General features: G+C 74.7%; 8 protein-coding genes and 1 pseudogene. 3 read left to right on the top strand and 6 right to left on the bottom strand.

The genetic code is table 11. The features are described from left to right. Positions 1–138: 138 nt before the first annotated feature. The 3 genes from BLS56_RS16815 to BLS56_RS16825 form a co-directional block, all read right to left on the bottom strand. The gene (locus BLS56_RS16815; RefSeq protein ID WP_228771701.1) at positions 139–1,455 is read right to left on the bottom strand and encodes a glycosyltransferase; all 1,317 of its coding nucleotides are present in this window, start codon (positions 1,453–1,455) and stop codon (positions 139–141) included. Next, positions 1,452–3,689: a GH92 family glycosyl hydrolase gene (locus BLS56_RS16820; RefSeq protein WP_175482886.1), complete on the bottom strand. Its 2,238-nt coding sequence runs from the start codon at positions 3,687–3,689 to the stop codon at positions 1,452–1,454. Before BLS56_RS16820 ends, BLS56_RS16815 begins: the two co-directional genes overlap by 4 nt. Before the next feature lie 90 nt (positions 3,690–3,779). Continuing rightward, positions 3,780–4,523 carry a LysR substrate-binding domain-containing protein gene (locus tag BLS56_RS16825; protein WP_091451531.1) on the bottom strand — a complete coding sequence of 248 codons (744 nt, stop codon included), beginning with the start codon at positions 4,521–4,523 and terminating at the stop codon, positions 3,780–3,782. 107 nt (positions 4,524–4,630) lie between these two features. Between BLS56_RS16825 and BLS56_RS16830 the strand changes: the two genes are divergently transcribed. Both BLS56_RS16830 and BLS56_RS16835 read left to right on the top strand, forming a co-directional pair. Beyond that, the gene (locus tag BLS56_RS16830; RefSeq protein ID WP_091451533.1) at positions 4,631–4,873 is read left to right on the top strand and encodes a hypothetical protein; all 243 of its coding nucleotides are present in this window, start codon (positions 4,631–4,633) and stop codon (positions 4,871–4,873) included. Between the two features lie 180 nt (positions 4,874–5,053). Beyond that, positions 5,054–5,443, top strand: a complete 390-nt coding sequence (locus BLS56_RS16835) for a VOC family protein (protein WP_091451536.1) — start codon at positions 5,054–5,056, stop codon at positions 5,441–5,443. Between the two features lie 468 nt (positions 5,444–5,911). Here BLS56_RS16835 and BLS56_RS33035 read toward each other — a convergent pair. Next, positions 5,912–6,490 (bottom strand): annotated as a pseudogene (locus BLS56_RS33035) (hypothetical protein); the annotation flags it as partial. 202 nt (positions 6,491–6,692) lie between these two features. Here BLS56_RS33035 and BLS56_RS16845 point away from each other — a divergent pair. Then, positions 6,693–8,912: a BTAD domain-containing putative transcriptional regulator gene (locus BLS56_RS16845; protein ID WP_175482879.1), complete on the top strand. Its 2,220-nt coding sequence runs from the start codon at positions 6,693–6,695 to the stop codon at positions 8,910–8,912. A 65-nt stretch (positions 8,913–8,977) separates the two neighbouring features. On the opposite strand, the gene BLS56_RS16850 is transcribed toward BLS56_RS16845, so the two are convergent. Next, the gene (locus BLS56_RS16850; protein ID WP_091451544.1) at positions 8,978–9,334 is read right to left on the bottom strand and encodes a nuclear transport factor 2 family protein; all 357 of its coding nucleotides are present in this window, start codon (positions 9,332–9,334) and stop codon (positions 8,978–8,980) included. A 54-nt stretch (positions 9,335–9,388) separates the two neighbouring features. Next, the gene (locus tag BLS56_RS31890; RefSeq protein ID WP_139190759.1) at positions 9,389–26,035 is read right to left on the bottom strand and encodes a type I polyketide synthase; all 16,647 of its coding nucleotides are present in this window, start codon (positions 26,033–26,035) and stop codon (positions 9,389–9,391) included. Positions 26,036–26,111: the final 76 nt, after the last annotated feature.

Here is a 26,111-nt window from a genome sequence, read left to right on the forward strand (position 1 = left end):
CGCTGTCCCCTTTCCTGAAGCAGTATCTGGCTGATTCAGGAAATCATCGACAGCACCCGCGCTCCACTGCTTGCGTGGAAACGCAAACACCCTGGTCCGATCATGCCCACGGCCAACACCTTCCACCGGGCAACATGCTCAGCGCGGGGCGACGGCGTCCGGGTAGGACACGGCGGCCGCGGGCGGCGCGGACGCGAACAGGTCGTCGAACACGCGGGCCCGGTCGAAGGACATGGCGTGCTCGCGGGCGCGGGCCGCCATGGTGTGCCGCTCTTCCGGCGACATCTCCAGCACCACCCGGTCGATCGCGGTGGCGATGCCCGCGACGTCCCCGGCCTCGACGATGACCGCCGTGCCGCCGACCGCCTCGCCGGTTCCGCCGGTGGTGGTGGTGATCACCGGGCCGCCGCCCGCGAGCATCTTCTCGGTCAACGCGATGCCGAAGGTCTCCACGAAGTCCGGTTCCGGTTTGGTCGGCAGCGCGTACGCGGCGCAGCCGCGCATCAGCAGCGGCTTCTCCTCGTCGTCCACGTCGTCGAGGAACACGATCCGGTCGTCGTCCGCCGCGAGCGCCCGCACCTGCTCCAGGGCCGGTCCGGTCCCGGCGACGACCAGTTTCACCCGCGACCGCGACCGCGTCCGGGCGAACGCGGCCACCAGGTCGAACACGCCCTTGGCCCGCGCCACCCGGGACAGGAACAGCACGTAGCCGTCGCGTTCCAGGCCGCGCCGCGCCAGCGCGGCGTCCACCAGCGCCACGTCGAGGTCGAGGTAGGCGCTGGTGTCGATCGGCGGGTAGCTGACCGTCACCCGGTTCGCGCACTCCCGCGCGAACCCGGTGCCGCACCGCGCGTCCACGGCCTCGGCCGCGGCGACGATCTCCCGCCGGGTGTACTCCGACACCGCGATCACCTGGTCGTTGGCGAGGAACGTCGTGAACAGCACGACCGCCGCGCCGAACCGCCCCTCCCGCAGGCACGAGCGGATCACGTTGGTGACGTCCGAGCCCACCGCCTTCGCCATGGTGCGCACGTCGGGGGAGTAGCCCGCGGCGCGCGCCGTGGCGACCGCGTCGCCGACCACCGCGGTGTGCGGGGCGAGGTACATCGACAGGCACGTCGTCGGCACCGGCTCGGCCAGCAACTCGACCAGCCTGCCGGTCAGCCCGGCCATGTACCGGCCGTCGGGCACCCGGTAGTCGCCGACCGGCTCGGGCCGCTCCACGGTGATGCCCGCGCTGTAGGGCGTGATCCGGTCGAGCGGCTTGAGTGGCAGACCCGCCTGCCGCAGCGCGGGGATGGGCCAGGTCAGCAGGCGCACGTCGTCGAAGCCGCGGGTGAGCGCGACCTCGGCCAGGTTGCGGGCCTCGCCGGAGTGCCCGCAGATCACCGGGTCGGCCCGGACCACGATGACCAGCCTGCGGTTCGGCCGGGTCATGGGACCTGGGTCGGTCATGGGGTGGCTCCTGTCCTGTGCGGGTCGGACAGCGACGGTGGGCGGATGGCGTGCCCCCACGCGGAGGGCTCCGGGCCGAGTTCGAGGCGCAGCCTGCCGCCCGCGTGGACGTCGGACGCGCGCAGACACGCCACGTCCAGCGGCTTCCCGTTCAGCCAGGCGGATTGGACGTACTGCGGCGGCGGCACGCTGCTCAGGCCGTCGGAGCTGATCGGCGTCTCCCGGTGCCCGCTGGTCTCGATGACGAACTCCCGGTCCCGCAGGTGGATCGTGGCGTGCGCGAAGGCGGGCGCGCTGACCAGGAACAGGTTCTGCCCGGCGATCGGGAACAGCCCCAGCGAGGCCCACACGTACCAGGAACTGAGCGCGCCGGAGTCGTCGTTGCCCGGGAGGCCGCCGGGACCGGTGCCGAACTGCCAGGTCAGCGCCGCGTGCACGACTTCGGCCGTGCGGTCCGGCCTACCGGCGTAGTGGTAGGACCACGGCGCTTCCATGTCCGGCTCGTTGTTCAACCCCTGGAACCGGTTGAGCGCGTACCCCGCCGCCATCTCCGCCGGGTCGGGCCGCTGCCCCGGTTGCGCGACCGCTGGCGCGCCGTAGCCGAAGAACGAGTCCAGCATGGCGACGAACGCCTTGTCGCCACCGGCCAGCGCGATCCGCCCGGCCATGTCGTGCAGCAGCCGGAAGGAGTAGTTCCACTTGCCGCCCTCGTAGAACGACGAGTCCCACAGCAGGCCGGTGTCCGGGTCGAACGCGTTGGTCCACAGGTGGCTGCGCGCGGCGAGGTCGTCGGCGAGCGCGTTGTCGTTCAGCGCCCGCGCGACGGCGGCGGTGCAGTGGTAGGCGTAGGCGAGGTCGAGGGTGTGCGAGATCGGGTGCACGACGCCGTGCTCGTAGAAGTCCTCCCCGTACATCCGGCGCAGGTCGCCGTCCATGTGCGCCAGCGCCCAGTTCCAGTCCAGGTCGCCGAGGTCGAGCGCGTGCGCGTCGGCCAGCGCGGTGTGCGCCAGCGCGCTCGCCTGCCGGAAGAACCGGTCCGCGCCGCGCGCCATCCGGTACCCGATCGGGAAGTTGCCCTCTTCCTCGCAGACCCGGATCAGCGACTCCAGCAGGTCGACCGCCCGGTCCGGGCAGATGGCCGCGAGCAGCGGCAACTGGGTCTTGTAGATGTCCCACATCGTGCACACGTCGAACGCGAACGGCCCGGATGTCGGCCAGAACGGGCTCTCGTCGTCGGCGAAGCACGGCTTGATCAGCGAGTGGTACATGGCCGTCGCGAACACCTGCCGCCGGGCGGGCGAGCCGCCCTCGACCTCGATCCGGCCCACGTGGTCGCGCCACCGGTCGGTGGTGCGCGCCCGCACCGTGTCGAACGCGGGCGGGCCGTCGCCGCACTCGCGGCGCAGGTTCTCCCTGGCCTGCTCGCAGCCGCGCAGCGAGAAGCCGATCCGCACCTCGACGCTGCGTCCTGCGGTGGCCGGGCCCATGAACAGCAGCCCGAACGGGCGCAGGGTGGTCTGCCGGATGCGGTCGAAGTCCAGCCGGGTGCCGCCCTCGATGAGCCGCCGGTCGTGCCAGAGCATCTGCCGCCACCCCGGGCTGTCGACCTCGACGTGCACCGACAGCGGCACGCCCTCGACGACGACAGTGCCTTGCGCGCGGCCGTTTCCGATGCTCTCCGCGTACGCCCGCAGCGGCACCGTGCGCCCGTGGTCGATGGCCAGCCCGCCGCAGGACAGGTCGACCACGATCCGGGCGTTGCGGTGCTCGGGGAAGGTGTACCGGTGGATGGCGGCCTTCGCGCCGACGGTGATCTCGCACCGGATGCCGGTGTCCAGCGTGGCCGCGTAGTACCCGGCCTCGGCCACCTCGTCGCGCAGCGGCCACGCCTGGCCGAGCGCGTCCAGCGACTGCACCATCGGGGTGACCCGCACGTAGTTGTAGTACTTGCGGATCGCGCCGGTGCCGGACTGCTGGAAATGGGTGAACCCGGACGCCTGCGGCCCGTCGAACATCTCTTCCGGCAGGCCCTCGGTGTTCTTGGTGTAGACCCCGTACCCGGTCGGGTAGGCGCCGGAGTACGCGCAGGCCGAAACCATCCCCAAGGGGGAGGTCGCCCCCGGATGGGTGTTGCCGACCTGGGCTTTCGGCCACCACCAAGTGGCCGCGAGACCCCGCGCCGCGGGCAGTGAGGTCGCAGCCGTTCCGATGAAGGGATCGATTTCGCTGAGGATGGCCGAACTCTAAGTCACCGCGCGGCCCCGGATGGTTTCCGCGACGTGAACTCCAGCGGCAGTCCCCCGTCAGGGGTCCGCCGGGTCCGCTCAGGCGCGGCGGCGGGGTTTGCCGCGTGTGCCGCCGGACGCCGCGCCACGGCGCCGGTTCCCGCCCGCGGGCTTGCCTGCGGCGGCCTTGCGCGTGCCGGTGTCCGGACGCGCGGCCTTCTCCGGCGCGGGCTGGCGGCCACGGGTGCTGTTGCTGGTCCGGCCGCGGACGACGCCGATGAACCGCTCGACGGCGTCGGTGGTCTCCTCTTCCAGCCACGTCAGCGCGACCGCGGACTGGGGCGCGTCGGTGACCGGCCGGTAGGTGAGGTCCCGGCGGTGGTGCAGCCGGGCCAGCGACTGCGGGACGACGAGCAGGCCCACGCCCGCCGCCACGAGGTCGATCGCGTCCCCGGTGGTGGCGGGCCGCTCGACGGCAGGCTGCCCAGGGGGCCGTTCCCAGTCGAGGGTGTCGTCGAGGGGGTGCAGCACGACGCTGTCGGCCAGGTCTGCCGCGGTCACGTCATCGGCCGCGGCCACCAGGTGCTCCTTGGGGACCACCACCACGGTCGTCTCGGTGTAGAGCGGGATCGCGTGCAGGCCGGTCCGGTCGATCGGCAACCGCACCAGCGCCGCGTCGGCGCCGCGCTCCCGCACCAGCCCCACGGCCTCGGCGGCAGGGGTCCGCACCAGCGTCAGCGGCGTCTCGGGCGACCGCTCGTCCCAGGTCCGCGCCCACTTGCCCGGCGTCACCCCGGGGACGTAGGCGAGAGTGAAGGAAGCAGGCATGTCCGAGCCGGTCACGAGGCCAGATTACCGGGCGTGAGCGGCTTGGCCGCACACCCGCCCGGAGCCAGGTCGGCCATTGCCCGGGGTCGCCGGGGGCGGTCGCCCAGGGCGCGTGTCTGCCGGTGTACCGCAACGGCCGTGACTGGAATGTCTCGGTCCCGCCGGACGCGGTGCCCTGCCAGGCCGAACGTGCCACGCAGGTGCCCGTTCCCTACAACCAGGTTCTGCTTGTGGCAGCCGCTTACCGGGCGCCCGCGGGCGCCGACGCCGCGCACTGCCGCACAAGCGCCCACGACAACCGCCGGTACTGGTCCCTGCTCGCCGACGACGGCAACACCCTCGTGTGCTTCACACCCCGTTTCTGACGGACGGTACGGCCCCGCGATCGGCTGCTCCGGACCGCGCGTCCATGCCGGAGAGCGCCGTCGTCGCGAACAGCAGGCACACGTGCGGGCACTGGGCGTGGAAGTTGTTGCGCACCAAGCATTCGCAAGCGCAGCATGGTGAGCCGCGCCGAGCGGCGCGGCATGGACCAGGGAGGTCCCATGCTCACCAAGTCAGCCATCACCACCATGCTCCCGGTGTCCGATGTGGACCGGGCGGGCCGGTTCTACGCCGAGTGCCTGGGATTGCGCCGCGGCCCCACCGGTCCCGACGGCGCCGTCGTCTTCGACGCCGGAGCGGGCGACTCGATCGGCCTGTTGCCCGCCGACGACGAAGAGCGCGGCAAGCACACCGTCCTGAGCTTCCGCGTCGACGACGTGGCAGCCGAGATCAGCGAGTTGGAGGCCCGCGGCGTGCGTTTCGAGGATTACGACCTGCCGGGTCTGCGCACCGTCGACCACATCGCCGACCTGGGCGGCGAACGGGCGGCATGGTTCACCGACTCCGAAGGGAACATCCTCTGCCTGCACCAGGAGAAGACCAACCGCTAGCGACTTCTCGGGCTCGCGCACACCTCGGCGGTGGTTCGCGTCACGTGGGCTTCGGCGAAGCGCTGGGCCAGTGGGGTCCGGTCGTTCCAGACCTCGAACGGGATTCGGCCGTCGTCGGCACACAGACCGGCGGTGAGTTCGGCGTGCGGCAGCCTTTCCCGGGCGCGGAACAGCCTGGCCCGGTCGTCGGGCGCGTCGTGCGGACCTGTTCGCCCTCCGGCAGCGCCGCGAGCCGGTCCGACCAGGGCTCCCCAGGCGGTCGCCGGGGCGCAGCCAGCCGTCCTCGGTCAGCCGCGGCCCGGGTGGCCTCAGGGGCGCGCGGGTAGCCGTGGAACAGGCCCGGCCCCCGGTACCGCGACGTTGGCGAGCAGCGTGCCGGGGCTGTGCGGACACAGCTTCGGGGAGCCGGACGCCGGGTTCGGCGACCGCGACGTGCGCGAGCAGGAGCTCCCAGGAGTTCGGCAGGTGCGCCGCCACCATGTCGCCGACACCGACGCCAGACTTCCGCGGTCCGGCCGCCTGCGCCCGCGACTCGCTCCACCACTGCGGCCACGTCCGCGAGACGCCTTGGTCGATGACCGCGGGCTCGTCACCGAAACGGTCGACAGCCGCGTCGAAGACATCGCGGAGGGTGCGCTCGTGTTCCCGGTCCACGTCGTCCCGGAGGCCGGTCAGGTAGTCCTCGGCTGAGATCGCCGCAGCTGTCGTTCTCCGTCCGATATCGGCGGCGTGACCGGAATCAGGCCGCGGCCGCGACTTCGCCGAGCGAGGACGGAAAGACCAGCATGGGGTCAAGGCGATTGTGCCTGCCGATTTCCGGGGGCCATAACCGGAGAAATTGGTGGGATCATTTTCGGACTGCGGCTTGCCCGGGATTGGGCACGCGGGGTGGCAGGCCGCGCCTCGTCTCGGGCGGTGGGGGGTGTTTGCAAACAGCCGCGCGAGCCTGGTTCGGATGGTGGAACCGGTTGCCCCCGACCCGCTGTGCCGCAGGTCATAGGCCTTGGCGGGCTTCCCGTGGCTGCTAGCATCGGCGACACGGCCCACAGTGGCGCGCCGACCGGATATGGTGTGGCCAATGGGGGCAGGCGCGGTCGTCGCGGACCTCGGCGACGGTGGAATCGCCGGGTGCGCGTCGAACGGGCGGTGTCATTCGGGAGAACGGGAATCGTCTCGCGAACGGACGGGCGTTGTCGGGGCGATCGGGAATATCGAGGGTTCGCGGCATGAGAAACTGGGGGAGCAGATTGTGATTCAGTTCCGTGTGTTAGGCCCGCTCGATGTCGTGTGCGACGACGAGCGGACCGCGCTCGGCGGCGTGAAGCAGCGCGCGCTGCTGGGGCGCCTGCTCCTGGAACCGAACCAGGTGGTCTCGACCAGTCGGTTGGTGGACGCGCTCTGGGCCAACGACGAGCCGCCGGTCACGGCGCGCAAGATCCTGCAGAACTCCGTGTGGTCGCTGCGGTCGGTGCTGAACGCGCTGCCGACCGCCGACGCTCTCCCGGCCCTGGTCACGCAGCCGCCGGGCTACCTGCTCAGCGTGGATGAGGACGCGGTCGACCTGCACGTTTTCCGCCGCAAGGTGGAGTTGGGCCGGGAGAAGATGGCGAACGGCTCGCCCGCGGCGGCGGCCGTGATCCTGCGCGACGCCCTCGACCTGTGGCGCGGGGACGTCCTCGCCGACCTCGCCGAGGCCGGGGTCACCTGGCCGGAGTCGACCCTGGTCGAGAAGACCCGCCCCGACGCCCTGGAGCTGTACTTCGAGGCCAAGATCGAGTGCGGGCACCACCACGCGGTGATCGACGGCATCGAGAAGCTGGTGAAGAGCGAGCCGCTGCGCGAGCGCGCGTCCGGGCTGCTCATGCTCGCGCTGTACCGCTGCGGCCGCCAGACCGAGGCGCTCGACGTCTACAGCCGCACCCGCGCCGAGTTGGTCGACAACTTCGGCCTGCAGCCCGGCCCCTGGCTGCGCCACCTGCAGGAGCGCATCCTGGCCCACGACCCCGCCCTCGACCACCCCAGCGCGGGCGCGGCCGCCGTCGAGGACCCCGAGCGTGACGACCGCGCCATCGAGCTGGGCTCGTGGCCGCGGCCGCGCGCCGACGACGACTTCATGCCGGACCTGCTGAGCGTGCCCGACTGGCTCGGCGCCGCCGTGCCGACGCAGGGCCTGCGGGCGCGCAGGCGCGAGGCCACCATCATGATCGTGCGCGCGCACGTCGGGGCCAGGGCGAGCACCGCGCACCCGGTCGGGGTGGACGAGCTGCTCGAGGGCATCCACACCCTGCTCCGCACCGGGGTGGAGTGCTGCGGCGGCGAGGTCCTGGCGTCGGTGGGATCGGCGACCATCGCCCTGTTCAACCTCGACGACTCCCGGGAGAACGCCGCCAGGGCCACCAAGCTCGCCCTGCTGCTGCGCGACAGCCTCGACATGTCCGACGAGAACAGGGACGGGCTGACCATCCGGGCGATGGTGGCCACCGGCGACCTGCAGTGGTACGGGGACGCGTCGCGGCGGCGCAGCCAGGTGTCGGTCAACGGCACCCTGTTGGACCAGTGCTGGGAGATCTTCCCCCGGGTGCCGAGCGGCACGATCTGGGTGTCCGACCGGACGAAATCGCTGACCTCCGACCAGGTGTCGTACCTGGCGACGGCGGGCGAGTCGCCGTACTGGGTGGCCGAGGCCCGCTCGATCGACCACCTGGTCGACACCGAGCCGTTCATGGACCGCGAGCACGAGATGGAGATCCTCCGGCGGACGTTCCAGCGGGTCGAGCGGCGCGGGACCCCGCACCTGGTCACCGTCCTCGGCGACCATGGCACGGGCAAGAGCAGGCTGCTGATGGAGTTCTGCGCGATGGTCGCCGAGCAGGCAGGCACGAGGCCGCTGGTGCTGCGGTACCGGGTGAACCGGTCGGCGAGCGTCGACCCGGCCGCGGTCGCCGCTGAACTGCGGGCGCTGCACCACGAGGTCGACCCGGTGGCGGCGGTCCGGTCGGCCGAGCGGGCGGGCGCCCGCGGCGGCGCCGAGGTCCTGGTGCGGGAGATCGCCGCGCTGCGCCCGGTCGTCATCGCGGTGGACGACCTGCACTTGGCCGACCAGGCGACGCTGGCCTTCTTCGAGCGGCTCGGCGCGGGCGGCCCGCCGGGCAAGCTGCTGGTCGTGGCAGGCGCGAGCGAGTACTTCCACCGCCGGTTCCCGCGCTGGGGACGGTCTCAGCCGAACAGCACCCGGATCTTGCTGGAGCCGCTGTCGGAGGACGCGGTCGGCAGGCTGTTCGAGAACCTGGCGGGATCGGCTGGCGAGTGTGTTCCGGACTCGACCTGGCAGGTGTTCCACCGCGTCTTCGGGGCCCCGGACTCCGCGGCGGCGAAGCGCGCGTGGTTGATGCGGGCGCTGCCGCTGGTCGTCGGGACGAAGACCTTCCCGGCCGAGCACATGGCGGGCGGCCCCGTCTCGGTGCGGTAGCGCGTCGAACGGAAAACGAGGGGGCGGGATCGCAGCGATCCCGCCCCCTCGTTCACGTGCGTGTGTCAGTAGCCGTTGAAGAAGCCGTGCAGTCGGGTGACGCGGCCGTCCCTGAACAGCGCGACGTCGTAGCCGCTCACCGCGGGCGCGCCGGTCGCCGGGCCCACCTGCCACGAGAAGTGCACGGCGTCGTGGTGGGTCAGCACCGTGCCCACGGTGAAGCGCATCCCGGTGAAGTTCCTGGTTGCGGCGGCGATGTACTGGCCGATGGCGGCCGTGCCGCTCGCGGAGGTGTTCGGGTCGACGTAGAGCGCGTCCGGGGTGAACACGGCATCGACCATGGCCTGCCGGTTGTTCTCGTCCGTCTCGTTCCAGATCGCGATGTACCTGTCGACCAGGTCGCGCACGGCCTGCTTGTTCATGGTTCGGGTGTCCTGTCCGGGGTTGTCCAGCTTGTCGGGGAAGGGAAGCGGCGCTCAGGTGAGCTTGTCGACCAGCGCGAACAGCTCGTCGTCGGCGATGTCATCGATGTCGTCGAGGTTCTTGCTGACCTGTTCGGCGCGGGAGGACGCGGAGGGGGCCGCGCCGAGCATCTCGCGCAGCCTGGCCATCGCGTCCTGGTCGAGCCCGCCCGCGCGGAGCAGCGACTCCAACTGGTCCAGCAGGGGCTCGGTTCGCTTGCCCGCCATGGTAGTGCGGATTTGCTCGGCCAGCGCCGACGGGGTCGGGTGATCGAACACCAGCGTGGTCGGCAGCCGCTCCCCGGTGAGCGCGGCGAGCCGGTTGCGCAGCTCCACCGCGGTCAGCGAGTCGAACCCCATCTCGGTGAACGGGACCTCGGAGGAGACCGCGGCCGCGTCGCCGTGGCCGAGAGTCGCGGCGATCTCCCGCCGGATCACGTCGAGCACGGCTTTCGGCTGCTCCCAGGGGATCGCCGAGCCTGCCGGGGCCGGTCGCGGCCGCTCGGCCCGGGCCGCCGCGCCCGGGTGGTGCCGGGTCGCGAGGTCGCGCAGCGGCGCGGGCGCCGCCGGGCCGAGCGCCGCCGGGTCGACGCCGGTCACCGCGAACACCGGGGTCGCGCCCCCGGCCGCGGCCGAGCCCGCGCGGGCCGAGGTGGCGAAGTCGAACGCGGCCAGCGCGTCCGGCGCGGTGATCGACCGCAACCCGAGCCCGCGGATTCGCCCTCGGTCGGCCGCGGACAGCTCACCGCCCATGCCCGACTCCCACAGCCCCCAGGCCAGCGAGACCGCGGGCAGGCCGAGCGTGTGCCGGTGCGCGGCCAAGGCGTCGAGGAAGGCGTTACCGGCCGCGTAGTTGGCCTGTCCCGCGGTGCCGAGCAGCCCGGCGATGGACGAGTACAGCACCAGGGGCCGGTCCCCGGCCAGCTCGTGCAGGTGCCAGGCGGCGTCGATCTTCGGCCGCAGCACCGCGTCGACCTGGTCTGGGGTGAGCCGGTCCACGGTGCCGTCGGCCAGCGTCCCGGCGGCGTGCACGAAGGCCACCGGCTGGTGGCGCTCGACCAGGCGGGCGAGCGCGGCGCGGTCGGTGACGTCGCCCGCGGCCGCGATGACCTGCGCGCCCTCGATCTCCGGCGCGCCGCCGCCGCGGCTGACCAGCAGCAGCGACCGCGCGCCGTGCCGGTCCACCAGGTGCCGGGCCAGCTCCGCGCCCAGCGCGCCGCTCCCGCCGGTGATCATCACGGTGCCCTCGGACCAGGGGACGGCGCCGCCCGCCGCATCGGCCTGCCGCTTGCCGCGGACCAGTCGCGGCACCAGCACCTCGTCGCCGTCGACGCGGATCTGCGGCTCGTCGCCGACGCCGGTGGTCGCGAGCAGGTCTTTCACCGCGTCGCGGACGTCGCCCGCGCCGGTCCAGCCCTGGTGGTCGACCAGGAGGAACCGGCCAGGGTGCTCGGTCGCGGCGCTGAGGACCAGCCCGCGGACACCCGCGTGGGCGAGATCGGACCCGATCACCACGGCCAGCGCGCCGGTGGCGTCGCGGTCCAGCCAGTCGCGGAGCACGCCGAGCGTGTGGTGCACGGCCTGGCGGGCGCGCCGAGGAAGATCGCCCGTCCCGGCGTCCACCTGGACCACCTCGTGATCGTGGCCGGAGCCGCCCGGCGAGTCCAGTGGGCGCCAAGCGGGCGCGTGCACGAGGTGCTCGCCCGCCGGGGCGGCCGCCAGAGCGGCGAACGGGCGCAGGACCAGCTCGTCCACCTCGAACAGGGCGGTGTCGTCCGCGTCGGTCACCAGCAGCCGCGCCGAGTCCTGGCCCGTCGGGGTGATCCGGGCCCGCAGGACCGGGCCGCTCGCCGCCGCGCGGAACCGGACCCCGGACCAGGCGAACGGCAGCGTGGCGGGCCGGTCGTCGGCGACGCCGGGCAGCAGCGCGTGCAGCACCGCGTCCAGCAGCGCCGGGTGCACGGCGAACCCGTCGCCCAGCGCCACCGGAGCCTCGACCTCGGCGAACAGCTCCCCGTTCGCCCGCAGCAGCCGCCGCAGGCCCTGGAACGCCGGGCCGTACTCGTAGCCGTGCTCGGCCACCCGGTCGTAGACCCCGGTGAGGTCGACCGCTTCGACGCCGATCTCCCGGTCGTCCGGCCACGGCTGGACGACCGGGGGCGTCCGGCGCGCCCCGGTGTCCAGAGTGGCGGTGGCGTGCCTGGTCCACGGTCGCGCGTCGTCGGCGCGCGAGAACACCGCGACGTCGTCGCCGTCGACGGCCATCTGGAGGGTGAGCGTGCCGGTCTCCGGGACGACCACCGGTTCGGTGACAGTCAACTGGGCGACCGCGCCCGCTGACGAGACCAACTCCACCAGCGCGGCGCCGGGCAGGACCAGGGCGCCGCCCACCCGGTGATCGGCCAGCCACGGCTGCGTGGCGGTGGAGAGCCTGCCGGTCCACACGGTGGCGTCGCCTTCCCCGGCCGCGAGGTCGACCGCGGCGCCCAGCAGCGGGTGCGCCGCGGCCCGCAGGCCAGCGTCGGCCACGTCGGCGCCGCCCGCCGGGGCGAGCCAGAACCGCTTGCGCTGGAACGCGTATGTGGGCACGTCGACCGGCCGGGCGCCGGGGAACACCGCGGTCCAGTCGACGTCGACGCCGCGGGCGAACAGGGCGCCCAAGGCGGCGGCGACGGTGTCCGGCTCGGGCTTGCCCGCCCGCAGCAGGGGGATCGCGACGGGGTTGTCGGGCGAGTCTGCGGGGAACCCGGCGGCGATCATGCCGGTGAGCACCGAGTCGGGCCCGACCTCCAGCACCGTGCGCACGCCGGTGTCTCGCGCGGTCCGCACCGCGTCGTGGTAGCGAACGGTCGCCCGGACCTGGCTCACCCAGTATTCCGGGTCGGTCCAGCCCTCGGCGGGCTGTCCGGTGACCGTGGAGATCGCGGGGATCACCGGTGACCGGTAGGTCAGCTCCCGGGCGACGGCGCGGAAGTCGGCCAGCATCGGCTCCATCAGCGGGGAGTGGAACGCGTGGCTGACCGCGAGCCGCTTGGTTCGCCTGCCCGCGAACTCGGCCGCGACGAACGCCAGCACCGCGTCCTCCGCGCCGGACAGCACGATCGAGGCAGGGCCGTTGACCGCGGCGACCGCGACCTCGTCGGGCAGGTCCAGCCCGTCCACCTCGTCCGAGGACGCCTCGACCGCGACCATCGCGCCGCCGCGGGGCAGGGCCTGCATGAGCGCGCCCCGGGCGGCGACGAGCGTGGCCGCGTCGGGCAGCGACAGCACCCCGGCGACGTGCGCGGCGGCGAGTTCGCCGATCGAGTGGCCGAGCACCGCCCGCGGTGTGATGCCCCAGGACTGGACCAGGCGGAACAGGGCCACCTCGACGGCGAACAGCGCGGGCTGCGCCGTGCCGGTCTCGTCAAGGCCGTCCCCGGTGGCGATGGCGGCGCGCACCGCCGAGCGCAGCGGGGCGTCGAAGCTCGCCAGCACCTCGTCGAAGGCCGAGGCGAACACCTCGTGCGCCGCGGCCAGCGCCACGCCCATGCCTGCCCGCTGCGCGCCCTGGCCGGTGAAGGCGAAGGCGAGCGGGCCGCCGACGGCCCGCACCGGGGTCGCGTCGGCGAGCGCGGCCGGGCTGGTCGCCGCGATCCGGTACGGCATCGGGGCGCGGGTGGCGAGGGTGAACGACTCGTCCACTGTGGACAGATCGGCGACTCGGCCCGCCTGGTCGGCGAGGGCCTGTGGGCCGCGGGCCGAGAGCACCCAGGGGACCACGGTCGGCGCGGCGACCGCGGCGGCGGGCACCGGCTCGGCGTCTTCGATGATCACGTGCGCGTTGGTGCCGCCGAAGCCGAAGGAGGACACCCCCGCCCGCCGCGGGCGCTGCCCGCGCGGCCACGGCCGGGACTCGGTGAGCAGCTCAACGCCGCTGTCCGCCCAGTCCACGTGCCGGGACGGGGTGCCCACGTGCAGGGTGGCCGGGGCCATGCCGTGCCGCATCGCCTGGACGACCTTGATGATCCCGCCGACCCCGGCCGCGGCCTGGGCGTGCCCGATGTTCGACTTCAGCGAGCCCAGCAGCACCGGAGCCGCCCGGTCGCGGCCGTAGGCGGCGATGACGGCCCCGACCTCGATCGGGTCGCCGAGCCGGGTGCCGGTGCCGTGCGCCTCCACCAGGTCGACCTCGGCCGGGGCCAGGCCCGCCGCGTCAAGCGCGGCGCGGATCACCCGCTCCTGGGCGGGGCCGCTCGGCGCGGTCAGCCCGTTGGACGCGCCGTCGGAGTTCACCGCGGAGCCGCGCAGCACGGCCAGCACCCGGTGCCCGTTGCGCCGGGCGTCCGACAGCTTCTCCAGCAGCATCATACCCGCGCCCTCGGCCCAGCCGGTGCCGTCCGCGGCGTCGGAGAACGATTTGCACCGGCCGTCGGCGGCGAGCCCGCGCAGGCGGGAGAACTCGACGAACGGCGTCGGCGTGGCCATCACCGTCGCGCCGCCCGCCACCGCGAGCTCGCACTCGCCCCGGCGCAGCGCGCTCGCCGCCAGGTGCACGGCGACCAGCGACGACGAGCAGGCGGTGTCCACGGTGAGCGTGGGCCCCTCGAACCCGAAGGTGTAGGCGAGCCTGCCGGAGGCGATGCTGCCCGCGCTGCCGCTGTACAGGTATCCCTCCACCCCCTCGGGCGGCAGGTCCGGTCGGGAGCCGTAGTCGCTGTACATGACCCCGACGAAGACCCCGGTCCGGCTGCCGCGCAGGCCCTGCGGGTCAAGGCCCGCGTTCTCCACCGCTTCCCAGGTCGTTTCCAGCAGCTGCCGCTGCTGCGGGTCGACGGCCAGCGCCTCCCGCGGCGACAGGCCGAAGAACTCCGCGTCGAACAGGTCGGCGTCGTGCAGGAACCCGCCCCGGGTGGTGGTCGACGTGCCGGGGTGGTCCGGGTCCGGGTGGTACAGGTCCGCGGGCCAGCCCCGGTTCACCGGGAACTCGGAGGTGGCGTCGCGGCCTTGGGCGACCAGCCGCCACAGGTCCTGCGGCGAGGCGACCCCGCCGGGGTACCGGCAGGCCATGCCGACGATCGCGATCGGCTCGTCGTGCCCCGCCGCCGCCGCGGTCGGCCGCGAGGCCTGCGCCCGCGGCTCGGCGACGGAGACCAGGTCGCGCAGGTGCTCGGCGAGAGCGGCCGGGGTCGGGTGGTCGAACACCACCGTCGCGGGCAGCCGCCGCCCGATCGCCGCGCCGAGCTGGTTGCGCAGCTCCACGGCGGTCAGCGAGTCGAAGCCCAGCTCGCTGAACGACCGGTCCGCCGCGACCTCGGCCGGATCGGCGTGGCCGAGGACCGCGGCGACGTGGTCGCGGACGACCACGGCCAGGTCGGCGGGGACCAGGCTCGGGGCGTGCGGCTCGCCCGCCGCCGCGCCAAGCGGGGCGGCCGGGGCAGGCCCGGCGAGGTCGCGCAGCACCGCGGGCAGGTCGGACCGGCCGCGCAGAGCCGACCGGTCGATCCGGGTGAGGGCCAGCACCGGATCGCCGGTCCCGATCGTCCGCAGTGCGGCGTCGAACAGTGCGAGCCCTTCGTCGGTGTCCAGCGGCCGCAGGCCGAACCGTGCCAGGCGGTGCAGGTCCGCGTCGGTCAGTCGCTCGGACATGGCGCTCGCCCGCGCCCACAATCCCCAGGCAAGGGAGACCGCGGGCAGCGCGCTGGCGCGCCGGTGCTCGGCGAGGGCGTCCAGGAACGTGTTGGCCGCCGCGTAGTTGGCCTGGCCCGCGGTGCCGAGCAGCCCGGCGACCGAGGAGTACAGGACCAGTGGCGTCGCCCCGGCCAGCTCGTGCAGGTGCCAGGCCGCGTCCACCTTCGGGCGCAGCACGGCGTCGACCTGCTCGGCGGTGAGTCCGGCCACGGTGGCGTCGGCGACCACGCCAGCGGTGTGCACCACGGCGGTGGGCCGGTGCTCGGCGAACACCTGTTCCAGGGACGCCCGGTCGGCCACGTCCGCGGCCACCAGGGTGACGGCGGCGCCGAGGTCGGCCAGCTCGGCCCGCAGCGTCGCCGCCCCGGGCGCGTCCGCGCCGCGGCGGCTCAGCAGCACCAGGTGGCGAACCCCGTGCGCCACGACCAGGTGCCGGGCCAGGACCGTGCCGAGGGCCCCGGTCGCGCCGGTGATCAGCACCGGGCCCGCGCCCAGGCCGACCCCGGCGTCCTCGGCGTTGGCCGGGCGGGTCAGGCGGGGCGCCAGCACCCGGCCGTCGCGGATCGCCAGTTCCGGCTCCGCGGTGGCCAGCGCGCCCGCCAGCAGCGCGCCGGTGGCCGAGGCGTCGGCCTCGATGAGGACGAACCGGCCGGGGTGCTCCGACTGGGCGGCGCGGACCAGACCGAGGACCGCCGCGCCCGCCAGGCCCGGGGCGACCACGAACGCGTGCCTGCGCTCGTCGTTCCCGGCCAGGACGGCCCGGATCTCGGCGAGAGCGGCGTGCGTCGCCGCCTTCGCCGCCGCGGGCACGTCCTCGTCGTCGGCGACCGGCACCCGGTGCGCGACAGCGGGCTCAAGGGCGGTGTCCGGCGCGGGGGCGTCGACCCAGGCCACCGCGTGCATTCCCGCGGGGAGCCGCCCCGCGCCGAGCGGCAGCAGCGCCAGCTCCTCGACGGTCAGCACGGCCCGGCCGTCGCCGCCGAAGGCCACCAGGCTCGCCGCGTTTCCGCGGACCGACACCTTCGCCCGCAGCGCCGTCGCGCCGGTCGCGTGGCGGGTCACACCGGTCCACGAGAACGGCAGCACAGCCTGGGCGGCGGGGTCGGCGACGCCGGGCAGCAGGACGTGCAGGACGGCGTCGAGCAGCGCCGGGTGCACCCCGAACCGGCCCGCGTCCGCCCGGTGCCGCCGGGGCAGCTCCACCTCGACGAACCGGTCCGCCCCCGCGACGCGCACGGCGCGCAGACCCTGGAACGCCGGGCCGTAGTGATAGCCGTGCTCGGCCAGCCGCTCGTAGACGCCGGTGAGGTCGACCTCGGTCCCGGCCGGCTCACCGGCGGCGGGCGGTGGCCGCAGGCCCGCGGGCACGAGCACGCCCGTGGCGTGCTGGGTCCACTCGCCGTCCGTCCGGGAGTGGACGACCACCGGCCTGCCGCCGCTGGTGTCCGGCGCGCCGACGCCGACCTGCACCACGGCGGTCCCGACATCGGGCACGGCCAGCGGGACGCTGAGGGTCAGCTCGGCGACGGCCGGGCAGCCCACCGCGGCCCCGGCGTGCAGGACCATGTCCAGCAACGCCGTGCCTGGGACGACGACCTCGTCGCGGACGCGGTGGTCGCCGATCCACCCGGTGGAGCCGACCGCGCCGGTGAGCACGGCGCCGCCGTCCACCAGCGCCACCGCCGCGCCCAGCAGCGGGTGCGCGGACGACGGCTCCGCCAGCCAGAACCGGCGGTGCTGGAACGGGTACCTCGGCAGCGGGACCAGCCTGGTCGCCGGGAGCAGCGGCGACCAGTCGACCGCCACCCCGCGCACGTGCAGCGCGCCCAGCGCGGCGTAGGCCGACTCCAGGTCGTCGCGGCCGGACCGCAGCATCGACACAGCGGCGCCGACGGCGCCTTCCTCGTCGGCGACGGCCTGGGCGACGAGCGCGGTCAGCACCCCGTCCGGGCCGAGTTCGACGAACTCGGTCACCCCGGCCCGGCGCAGGGTGCGAACCCCGTCGAGGAACCGGACGGCCTCCCGGACGTGGCTGACCCAGTAGTCCGGCGAGGTCATCCGCGCCGCGGTGGCGATGTCGCCGGTCACGTTCGACACGACCGGGAGCAGCGGCTCGCGGAAGGTCACCGAGTCCAGCGCGGACCGGAACGCGGCGAGCACCCCGTCCATGTGCGCGCAGTGGAAGGCGTGGCTGACCGCCAGGCGCCGGGTGCGCCTGCCGCGGGCGGACCACAGCTCGACCATCGCGGTCACCGCGGCCTCGTCGCCGGACACCACGACGGCGCGGGGACCGTTCACCCCCGCGATCGCCGCCCCGGGGGCCAGGGTGCCGAGCACCTCGTCCTCGGACGCCTCCAGCGCCGCCATGGCCCCGTCCGACCGGGCCGACCCCATCGCGGCGCCACGGGCGGCGACCAGGCGGCAGGCGTCGGCAAGGTCGAACACCCCGGCCACGTGCGCGGCGGCCACCTCGCCGACCGAGTGGCCGAGCAGGTAATCCGGGGTGAGGCCGTGGTGCTCGGCGAACCGGAACAGCGCCACTTCGACCGCGAACAGCGCGGCCTGGGTGAACTGGGTCTGGTCGAGCATGGCCGCGTCGGCCGAGCCGGAACCGGCGAACACGACCGAGCGCAGCGGGCGGTCCAGAACCGGGTCCAGGTGCGCGCACACCTCGTCGAAGGCGGCCCGGTACACGGGGGAGCGCTCGTACAGCCCTCGGCTCATCCCGGCGCGCTGCGCCCCCTGCCCGGTGAACAGGAACGCCAGGCCGCCTCGGCCCGACCCGTGCCCGGTGAGCGTGCCCGGGGCGCCCGCCGCGACCGCGGCCAGGCCGCGCAGCAGGGCGTCCCGGTCGGCGCCGAGCACGACCGCCCGCTGGTCCAGGTGGGCGCGCCGGTCGGCGAGGGTGCCCGCGACGTCGAGCACGTCGACGGTCGCGTCCTCGGCCAGGTGGGCGCGCAGCCGCTCGGCCCGCGTCCGCAGGGCCTGGCCGTCGCGCGCCGACAGCAGCAGGGGAACCACCGGCCCGGCCGGGTCTGGGCGGCGGGCGGGGGCCGCGGTCTCGACCTGCTCCAGGATCACGTGCGCGTTGGTGCCGCTGATCCCGAACGCGGACACGGCCGCGCGGCGCGGCCGGTCCAGCTCCGGCCAGTCCCGCTGCTCGGCCAGCGGCTCGACCGCGCCTGCGGACCAGTCCACGTGCGGCGACGGCTCGCCCAGGTGCAGGGTCCGCGGCGCGACGCCGTGCCGCAGCGCCTGCACGACCTTGATCACGCCGCCGACGCCAGCCGCGGCCTGCGCGTGGCCCAGGTTCGACTTCAGCGACCCCAGCCAGACCGGCCGGTCTCGGTCCTGCCCGTAGGTGGACAGCAGGGCCTGGGCCTCGATCGGGTCGCCGAGCCTGGTGCCGGTGCCGTGCGCCTCCACCAGGTCGACATCGCCGCCGGACAGCCCGGCGTCGGCCAGGGCGGCGCGGATCACCCGCTCCTGCGCGGGCCCGTTGGGCGCGGTCAGCCCGTTGGACGCGCCGTCGGAGTTCACCGCGGAGCCGCGCAGGACCGCCAGCACCTGGTGGCCGTTGCGGCGGGCGTCGGACAGGCGCTCGACCAGCAGCAGGCCGACGCCCTCCGACCAGCCGGTGCCGTCGGCGGCCGCGGAGAACGACTTGCACCGGCCGTCGGCGGACAGCCCGTTCTGCCGGGAGAACTCGACGAAGGTGCTCGGCCCGGACATCACCGTCACACCGCCCGCCAGCGCGAGGTCCACCTCGCCGGAGCGCAGCGCGTTCGCGGCCAGGTGCAGCGCCACCAGCGACGAGGAGCAGGCGGTGTCCACCGTGATGGCGGGCCCCTCCAGGCCGTAGGTGTAGGCCAGGCGCCCGGAGACCACGCTGGAGGTGTTGCCCGCCAGCAGGAAGCCCTCCACCTCGGGTGGGGTGACGGGCAGCCGGGAGGCGTAGTCGTCGTACATCACGCCGGTGTAGACGCCCGTGCGGGTGCCGCGCAGGCCGGTCGGGTCGATCCCGGCGTGCTCGAAGGTCTCCCACGCGGTCTCCAGCAGCAGCCGCTGCTGCGGGTCGGTGGCCAGCGCCTCGCGTGGGGACATGTCGAAGAACGCGGCGTCGAACAGGTCGGCGTCGTGCAGGAACCCGCCGTGCCGGGTGTAGCTGGTGCCCGGGTGGTCCGGGTCCGGGTGGTAGAGCCGGTCGAGGTCCCAGCCGCGGTTGACCGGGAACTCGGAGATCGCGTCCCGCCCGTCGAGCACGAGCCGCCACAGGTCGTCGGCCGAGCGCACCCCGCCGGGGAAGCGGCAGGCCATGCCGACGATCGCGATCGGTTCCGTGGACCGCGGCCGGGTCCGCGCTGGTTGCCGGGGACCGTCGGCCCCCTGCCCGTCGTCGGCCAGGAACGCGGCCAGCGCCCGCGGCGTGGGGTGGTCGAACACCGCGGTGGCGGGCAGTTGCCTGCCGGTGGCCGCGATCAGCCGGTTGCGCAGGTCGACACCCGCGAGGGAGTCGAAACCCTGCTCGCGGAACGCCTTGCCCATGTCCAGCGTGTTCGGGTCGGACAGCCCGAGCACCACGGCGGTGGTGGCGCGGACGAGGTCGGCCGCCTGCTTCCCGCTCATGCCCTGCCCCGAGGGCAGGACCCGCGGGGGCGCGGACGGCTTGCTGCGGCGGCGAACCAGGCCGCTCAGCAGGGTCGGCACGGTGTCGGCCGCGGACAGCAAGGACGGCTGGAACGCCGCCGGGACCGGCAGCGCGACAGCCGCGGCCATGGCCCGGTCGAACAGGGCGAGGCCCTGCTCGGCGGTCAGCGGCGCGATCCCGGTCCTGGCCCAGCGCCGCACGTCGGTCTCGCCGAGGGACTGCCCCATGCCCTCCTGCCACAGCCCCCAGGCCAGCGACGTCGCGGGCAGGCCATCGGCGCGACGGTGCGCGGCCAAGGCGTCCAGGTAGGCGTTGGCCGCGGCGTAGTTGGCCTGCCCAGCGGTGCCCAGCAGCCCGGAGACCGAGGAGAACAAGACGAAGGCGGCCAGGTCACGGTCGGCGGTCAGCTCGTGCAGGTGCCGTGCGGCGTCGGCTTTGGCCGCCATGACAGCGGCGATGCGCTCCTCGGTGAGCGCGGCGATCGTGGCGTCGTCCAGGACGCCCGCCGTGTGGATCACCGCGCTCAGCGGCAGGCCGTCGACCAGGCTTGCGAGCGCGGCGCGGTCGGTGACGTCGGCGGCCACGATCCGCGCGCCCGCCAGCTCGGCCGCCAGCGCGGCCGCGCCGGGGGCGTCCTGGCCGCGCCTGCTGACGAGCACCAGGTCGCGCACGCCGTGGCGGTGGCGCAGGTGCCGGGCGACGAGCGCGCCCAACCCGCCCGTCCCGCCGGTGATCAGGACCGTGCCGTCGGGGTCCCAGCCGAACGCGGCGGCCGCGGGCGCCGCGACCTTGGCGACCCGGGGCACGAGAATCCGGCCCGCGCGCACGGCTGCTTGCGGCTCGCCGGTCCGCACCGCCGCGTCGACCGCTGCCGCCGCCTCGGCGTCGGCCGCGATGTCGACCACGACGACCTGGTCCGGGTGCTCGCTCTGGGCCGTGCGGGCCAAGCCCCACACCGCCGCGGCGGCCGGGTCCGCGGTCGGCTCGCCCGGGACGGCGGCCATGGCGGCGCGGGTGACCAGCACCAGCCGGTCGGCCGGGTCGTGCTCGACGGCGACCCACTCCTGGATCTCGCGGAGACACCGGGCGACGGTGGCCGTCGGGTCGGCGGTCGCGGGGACCTCGACGACGGTGGGCCTAAGGTCCTGTGCGGCGGTGGACCGGACCGCTTGCCAGGTCAGCTCGTGCAGCGGCACGGCTCCCGCCTCGGCCCGGGTCGACGCCCGGAAAGCCAGCCCGTCGACGGTGGCGATCGGGACGCCGGTCGCGTCGGCGAGCAGCAGCTCGTAGGTGTCGCCGCCGGTCGGGGTGATCCGGGCGCGGACCTCCTGGCCGCCGAGGACCCCGGTGTGCGCGCGCACCCCGCTCCACGCGAACGGCAGCCGCAGCCCGTCGCCGTCGCCGTCGCCGTCGACAAGGCCCAGCACGATCGGGTGCAGCACCGCGTCCACCAGCGCCGGGTGCAGCAGGTACCCGGACTCGTGGCCCAGGTGCTCGTCCGGGAGCCGGACCTCGGCGTAGACGGCGTCCCCGTCGTGGTGCGCGGCCCGCAGCCCGCGGAACACACCGCTGTAGTCGTAGCCGAGGGCGGCGAGCCGGTCATAGGCGTCGCCGAGCGCCGCCGAGCCGCTTTCCGATGGCCACTCCAGCCGCTCGGCCCCCGCGCGCGCAGCCTCGGGGTCGGCGTCGGCGAGCAGGCCGGTCGCGTGCCTGCTCCACTCCCGTTCCCCGTCGAGCCGCGAGTGGACCGAGAGCCGCCGGTCGCGCACGGTCACCTGAATCTGGACCGAACCGCTCTCCGGCACCGTGAGCGGGCTCTGCAGGGTCAGGTCCGCGACCTCCGGCAGGCCCACCCGCTCGCCCGCGAACAGCGCCAACTCCAGGAAGGCCGTCCCGGGCAGCAGGGTCGAGCCGTTGACGACGTGCCCGGCCAGCCACGGGTGGTCCGCCAGGGACACGGTCCCGGCGAGCACCACCTCGTCCCGGTCGACCAGTTCGACCACCGAGTCCAGCAGCGGATGCCCTGCGCCGCCGCGCGCGGGGCGCGGCGGCAGCCAGTACCGGTCCCGGCGGAACGGGTGTGTCGGCTCCTCGCCCGCCACCCTGGCCATGCCCGCGGCGAACACCTCCGGCTCGGACCCGGTGGACCGGCCAAGCGGGACCACCCTGGCCACTCCGGCGGAGCGGATCAGCGGGGTCAGCGCCGCCGACGGCCCGACCTCGACGAACAGCGCGGCCCCCGCCGCGCGCAGGGCGGTCACCGCGTCGTGGAAGCGGACCGCGCCGCGGATCTGGCCGACCCAGTGCTCGGCGTACCCGGTCACGTCCGCGGGCAGCGGTCGCCCGGTGACCGCTGAGACCACCGGGACCCGCGGCGGGTGGTACTCGATGGACTCGGCCACGGCCCGGAACTCGTCGAGCACGTCGTCCATGTGCGGGGAGTGGAAGGCGTGGCTGACGGTCAGCCGGGTGACCCGGCGCCCGAGACCGCGCCAGTGCGCCGCCACCGTCTCCGCAGGCTCGGCGTCCCCGGCGACCACGACGGAGGCCGGGCCGTTCACCGCCGCCACGACGACCCCGTCGACCAGGGTGGCGGCGATCTCGGCCTCGGTGGCCTCGACGGCGATCATCGCCCCGCCCGCCCTGGCCCGCTGCATCAGCCTGCCCCGCGCAGCCACCAGCTTCGCCGCGTCCGCCAGGGAGAACACCCCGGCGACGTAGGCGGCGGCCAGCTCGCCGATGGAATGCCCGGCGAGCAGGTCGGGGGACAGGCCCTCGGCCGAGGCCAGCGCGGCCAGCGCCACCTCGAAGGCGAACAGCGCGGGCTGGGTGTAGCGGGTCTGGTTCAGCTCAGGCGCGGCGTCGGCCGCCGTGGCGAACATCAGCTCCCGCAGCGGCCGGTCCAGGTGCGGGTCGAACGCGGCGCACACCTCGTCGAGGGCGCGGGCGAACTCCGGGAACCGCTCGTGCAGCTCTCGGCCCATGCCGGGGCGCTGCGCGCCCTGGCCGGTGAACACGACCGCGGTCGGGCTCGGCTCGCCCTGTTCGATGATCACGTGGGCGTTGGTGCCGCTGATGCCGAACGCGGACACGCCCGCGCGCGCGGGCCGGTCGGCCCGCTCCCACGGCAGCGCCCGCGACAGCAGTTCGACCCGTCCGGACGACCAGTCCACCCGGGGGGTGGGCGCGTCGGCGTGCAGACTGCGCGGCAGCACCCGGTGCCGCATGGCCTGCACCACCTTGATCACCCCGGCGACGCCTGCGGCCGCCTGGGTGTGGCCGATGTTCGACTTCAGCGACCCCAGGTACAGCGGGTCGTCGCGGTCCTGCCCGTAGGTGGCCAGGACCGCCTCGGCCTCGATCGGGTCGCCGAGCGCGGTCCCGGTCCCGTGCGCCTCCAGCAGGTCGACGTCGGACCCGGCCAGGTCGGCGTCGGCCAGCGCGGCGGTGATCAGCCTGCGTTGGGACAGCCCGCTCGGCGCGGTCAGCCCGTTGGACGCGCCGTCGGAGTTGATCGCGGTCCCGCGGATCACGGCGAGCACCGGCTGCCCGTCGCGGCGCGCGTCGGCCAGCCGCCGGAGCACCAGCACGCCAACGCCCTCGGCCCAGCCGGTGCCGTCGGCGTCGGCGGAGAACGGCTTGCACCGGCCGTCCTCGGCGAGGCCGTGCTGCCGGGAGAACTCATCGAACATGCCGGGCGTGGCCATCACGGCGACCCCGCCCGCCAGCGCGGCCGCCGCCTCGCCCGAGCGCAGCGCCCGCACCGCCAAGTGCACCGCGACCAGCGACGACGAGCAGGCCGTGTCCACGGTGAGGGTCGGGCCGACGAGCCCGAGCTGGTAGGCGACGCGGCCCGCGAGCACGCTGGCGGTGGTGCCGGTCAGCACGTAGCCCTTGACCGAGTCGTCTGCCTCGTGCATCCGGGGGCCGTAGTCGGCCGCGGTTCCGCCGACGAACACCCCGGTGTGGCTGCCGCGCAGTGACCTCGGGTCGATCCCGGCCCGCTCCAGGGCCTCCCACGACGTCTGCAGCAGCAGCCGCTGCTGCGGGTCCATCGCCAGCGCCTCACGCGGGGAGATGCCGAAGAACTCGGCGTCGAACTCGGCCGCGGTGTGCAGGAAGCCACCGGTCCGGGCGTACCCGTCGCCGGGCCGCCAGCCGCGGTCGGCCGGGAACGGGCCGAGCACGTCCCGCTCCTGCGCGACGACCCGCCACAGGTCTTCCGGGGTCTCGATCCCGCCGGGGTAGCGGCAGGCCATGCCGACGATCGCGATCGCGTCCCGGTCCTCGTCGTCGCTCACCGGACGTGTCCGGGCGGTCGGGCGCGCGGCGCCGGGGTCGACGCCGGTCTCGGCGAGATGGCCGATCAGCTCCCGCGGCGTCGGGTAGTCGAACAGCAGGCCGCCCGACAGCGCCCGGCCGGTGACCGCGGACAGGTTCTCGATCAGCTCCACGGTCATCAGCGAGGAGAAGCCGAGGTCGCGGAAGTTCGTCGCCAGGTCGACCGCGTCCGGGTCGGCCTGCCCGAGCACGGCGGCCACCTGAGCCTTGACGATCTCCGCCGGGTCGTCGCCGGACGCCGTGGCGCGCGGGGTTTTCCGCTCGCCGGTCCAGAACCGTTCCCGCTGGAATGGGTAGCCCGGCAGCCGGACCCGCCTGGCCCGCACGCCCGCGTACGCCGCGGCCCAGTCGACCTCGGCGCCCCCGACGTACTCGACCGCGAGCCTGACCAGCGCGGCGGTCGGCTCGTCGGCTCCGTCGGGCGCCGCGCCGTGGTCGGTCTCGGAGACCACGTTCGGCGCGGCGGTCCCGTCCGCCACCGCGGCCAGGCCCGCGCGCAGCTCCTCGGCGTCCGCGGCCAGGACCACGGCTCTGCGCCGGAACGCGGTGCGGGTCGTCGCCAGGGAGAACCCGAGGTCGTGCGGGGACAGGTCGAGCCCGCGCAGCAGCGCGGCGTGCGCGCGCAGCGCCGCCGGGGTCCTTGCGGAGACGGGCACGGCCACCAGCGCGCTGTCCGGCTCGGCGGCCGGGCGCTCGACCGGGGGCGGCTCGGCCAGGACTACGTGCGCGTTCGTGCCGCCCATGCCGAACGAGGACACGCCCGCGACCAGCGGCCGGTCCGGCCGCGGCCAGTCGGCGAGGTCGGTGGCGACGCGAAGCCCCAGCTCGGCCAGCGGGATGGCCGGGTTGGGGGTCTCGAAGTCCAGGCTCGCGGGCAGCCGCCGCCGCCGGATGCCGAGCACGGCCTTGACCAGGCCGGTGATGCCCGCGGCGCCTTCCAGGTGCCCGACGTTGGTCTTGACCGACCCGACCACCAGCGGCTGGTCGGCGTCGCGCCCGGCGAACACCGCGCCGAGGGCCGCGGCCTCCACCGGGTCGCCGACCGGGGTGCCGGTGCCGTGCAGTTCCACGTACTGCACCTCGGCCGGGGTGACGCCCGCGCGCCGCTGCGCGGCCTCGATGACCCGCTGCTGCGCCTGCGGGCTCGGCACGGTCAGGCCGGGAGTGGCCCCGTCGTTGTTGGCGGCGCTGCCGAGGATGACGGCGTAGACGTCGTCGCCGTCGGCAACGGCGGCGGACAGCGGCTTGAGCACCACGACCGCGGCGCCCTCGCCGCGGACGTACCCGTTGGCCCTGGCGTCGAAGACGTAGGCGTGCCCGTCCGGGGACAGGCCGCCGAACCGCCGTGCCCCCAGCGCCCCCTCGGCGAGCAGGTTCAGGTTCACCCCGGCGGCGATGGCGATCGGGGACTCGCCCGATCGCACGCTCTGCGCCGCCCAGTGCACGGCGACCAGCGACGACGACTGCGCGGTGTCGACCACGACGCTCGGCCCGCGCAGGTCCAGGGCGTAGGAGACCCGGTTGGCGATGATCGCCCGGTGCGTGCCGGTGTTCGTGTGCTGGGTGATCGCCCGGTCGCCGCCGCTGTGCACCAGGCTCGTGTAGTCCTCGCGCAGGGACCCGACGAACACCGACGCTGAGCTTCCCCGGAGATCGGCCGGGACGATCCCGGCGTCCTCCAGCGCCGCCCACGTCAACTCGAGGACGATCCGCTGCTGCGGGTCCATCGCCGCGGCTTCCCGGGCGGAGATCCCGAAGAACTCGGCGTCGAAGTCCCCGACACCGTCCAGGAACGCCCCGAACCGGGTCTCCCCGTCCAGCCGGACCGACCCGGACACCGTGGCCCGCCGGTCGTCCGGCGCCTCGGTCACCGCGCTGCGACCGTCGCTCAGGAGGTCCCAGAACTCGGCTATTCCCGCCGCCCCGGGTAACCGGCAGGACAATCCGACGATCGCCACCGGGTCGGTGTGGTCACCATCGTGACCGCCAGGCCATGTCGACATCTCAACAGCTCTTTTCTTCATGAATGGAGAAAGGCGCGTCGCGGTGGCCCGCACACGGCCCAGGTGCGCCCGCTGG

This window comes from Actinokineospora iranica (assembly GCF_900101685.1).
Taxonomy (GTDB): Bacteria; Actinomycetota; Actinomycetes; order Mycobacteriales; family Pseudonocardiaceae; genus Actinokineospora; species Actinokineospora iranica.

Coding starts and splice junctions, on each gene's coding strand:
- BLS56_RS16850 (WP_091451544.1), bottom strand. CDS start 9,334: ATGAACAAGCAGGCCGTGCGCGACCTGGTCGACAGGTACATCGCGATC.
- BLS56_RS16815 (WP_228771701.1), bottom strand. CDS start 1,455: ATGACCGACCCAGGTCCCATGACCCGGCCGAACCGCAGGCTGGTCATC.
- BLS56_RS31890 (WP_139190759.1), bottom strand. CDS start 26,035: ATGTCGACATGGCCTGGCGGTCACGATGGTGACCACACCGACCCGGTG.
- BLS56_RS16835 (WP_091451536.1), top strand. CDS start 5,054: ATGCTCACCAAGTCAGCCATCACCACCATGCTCCCGGTGTCCGATGTG.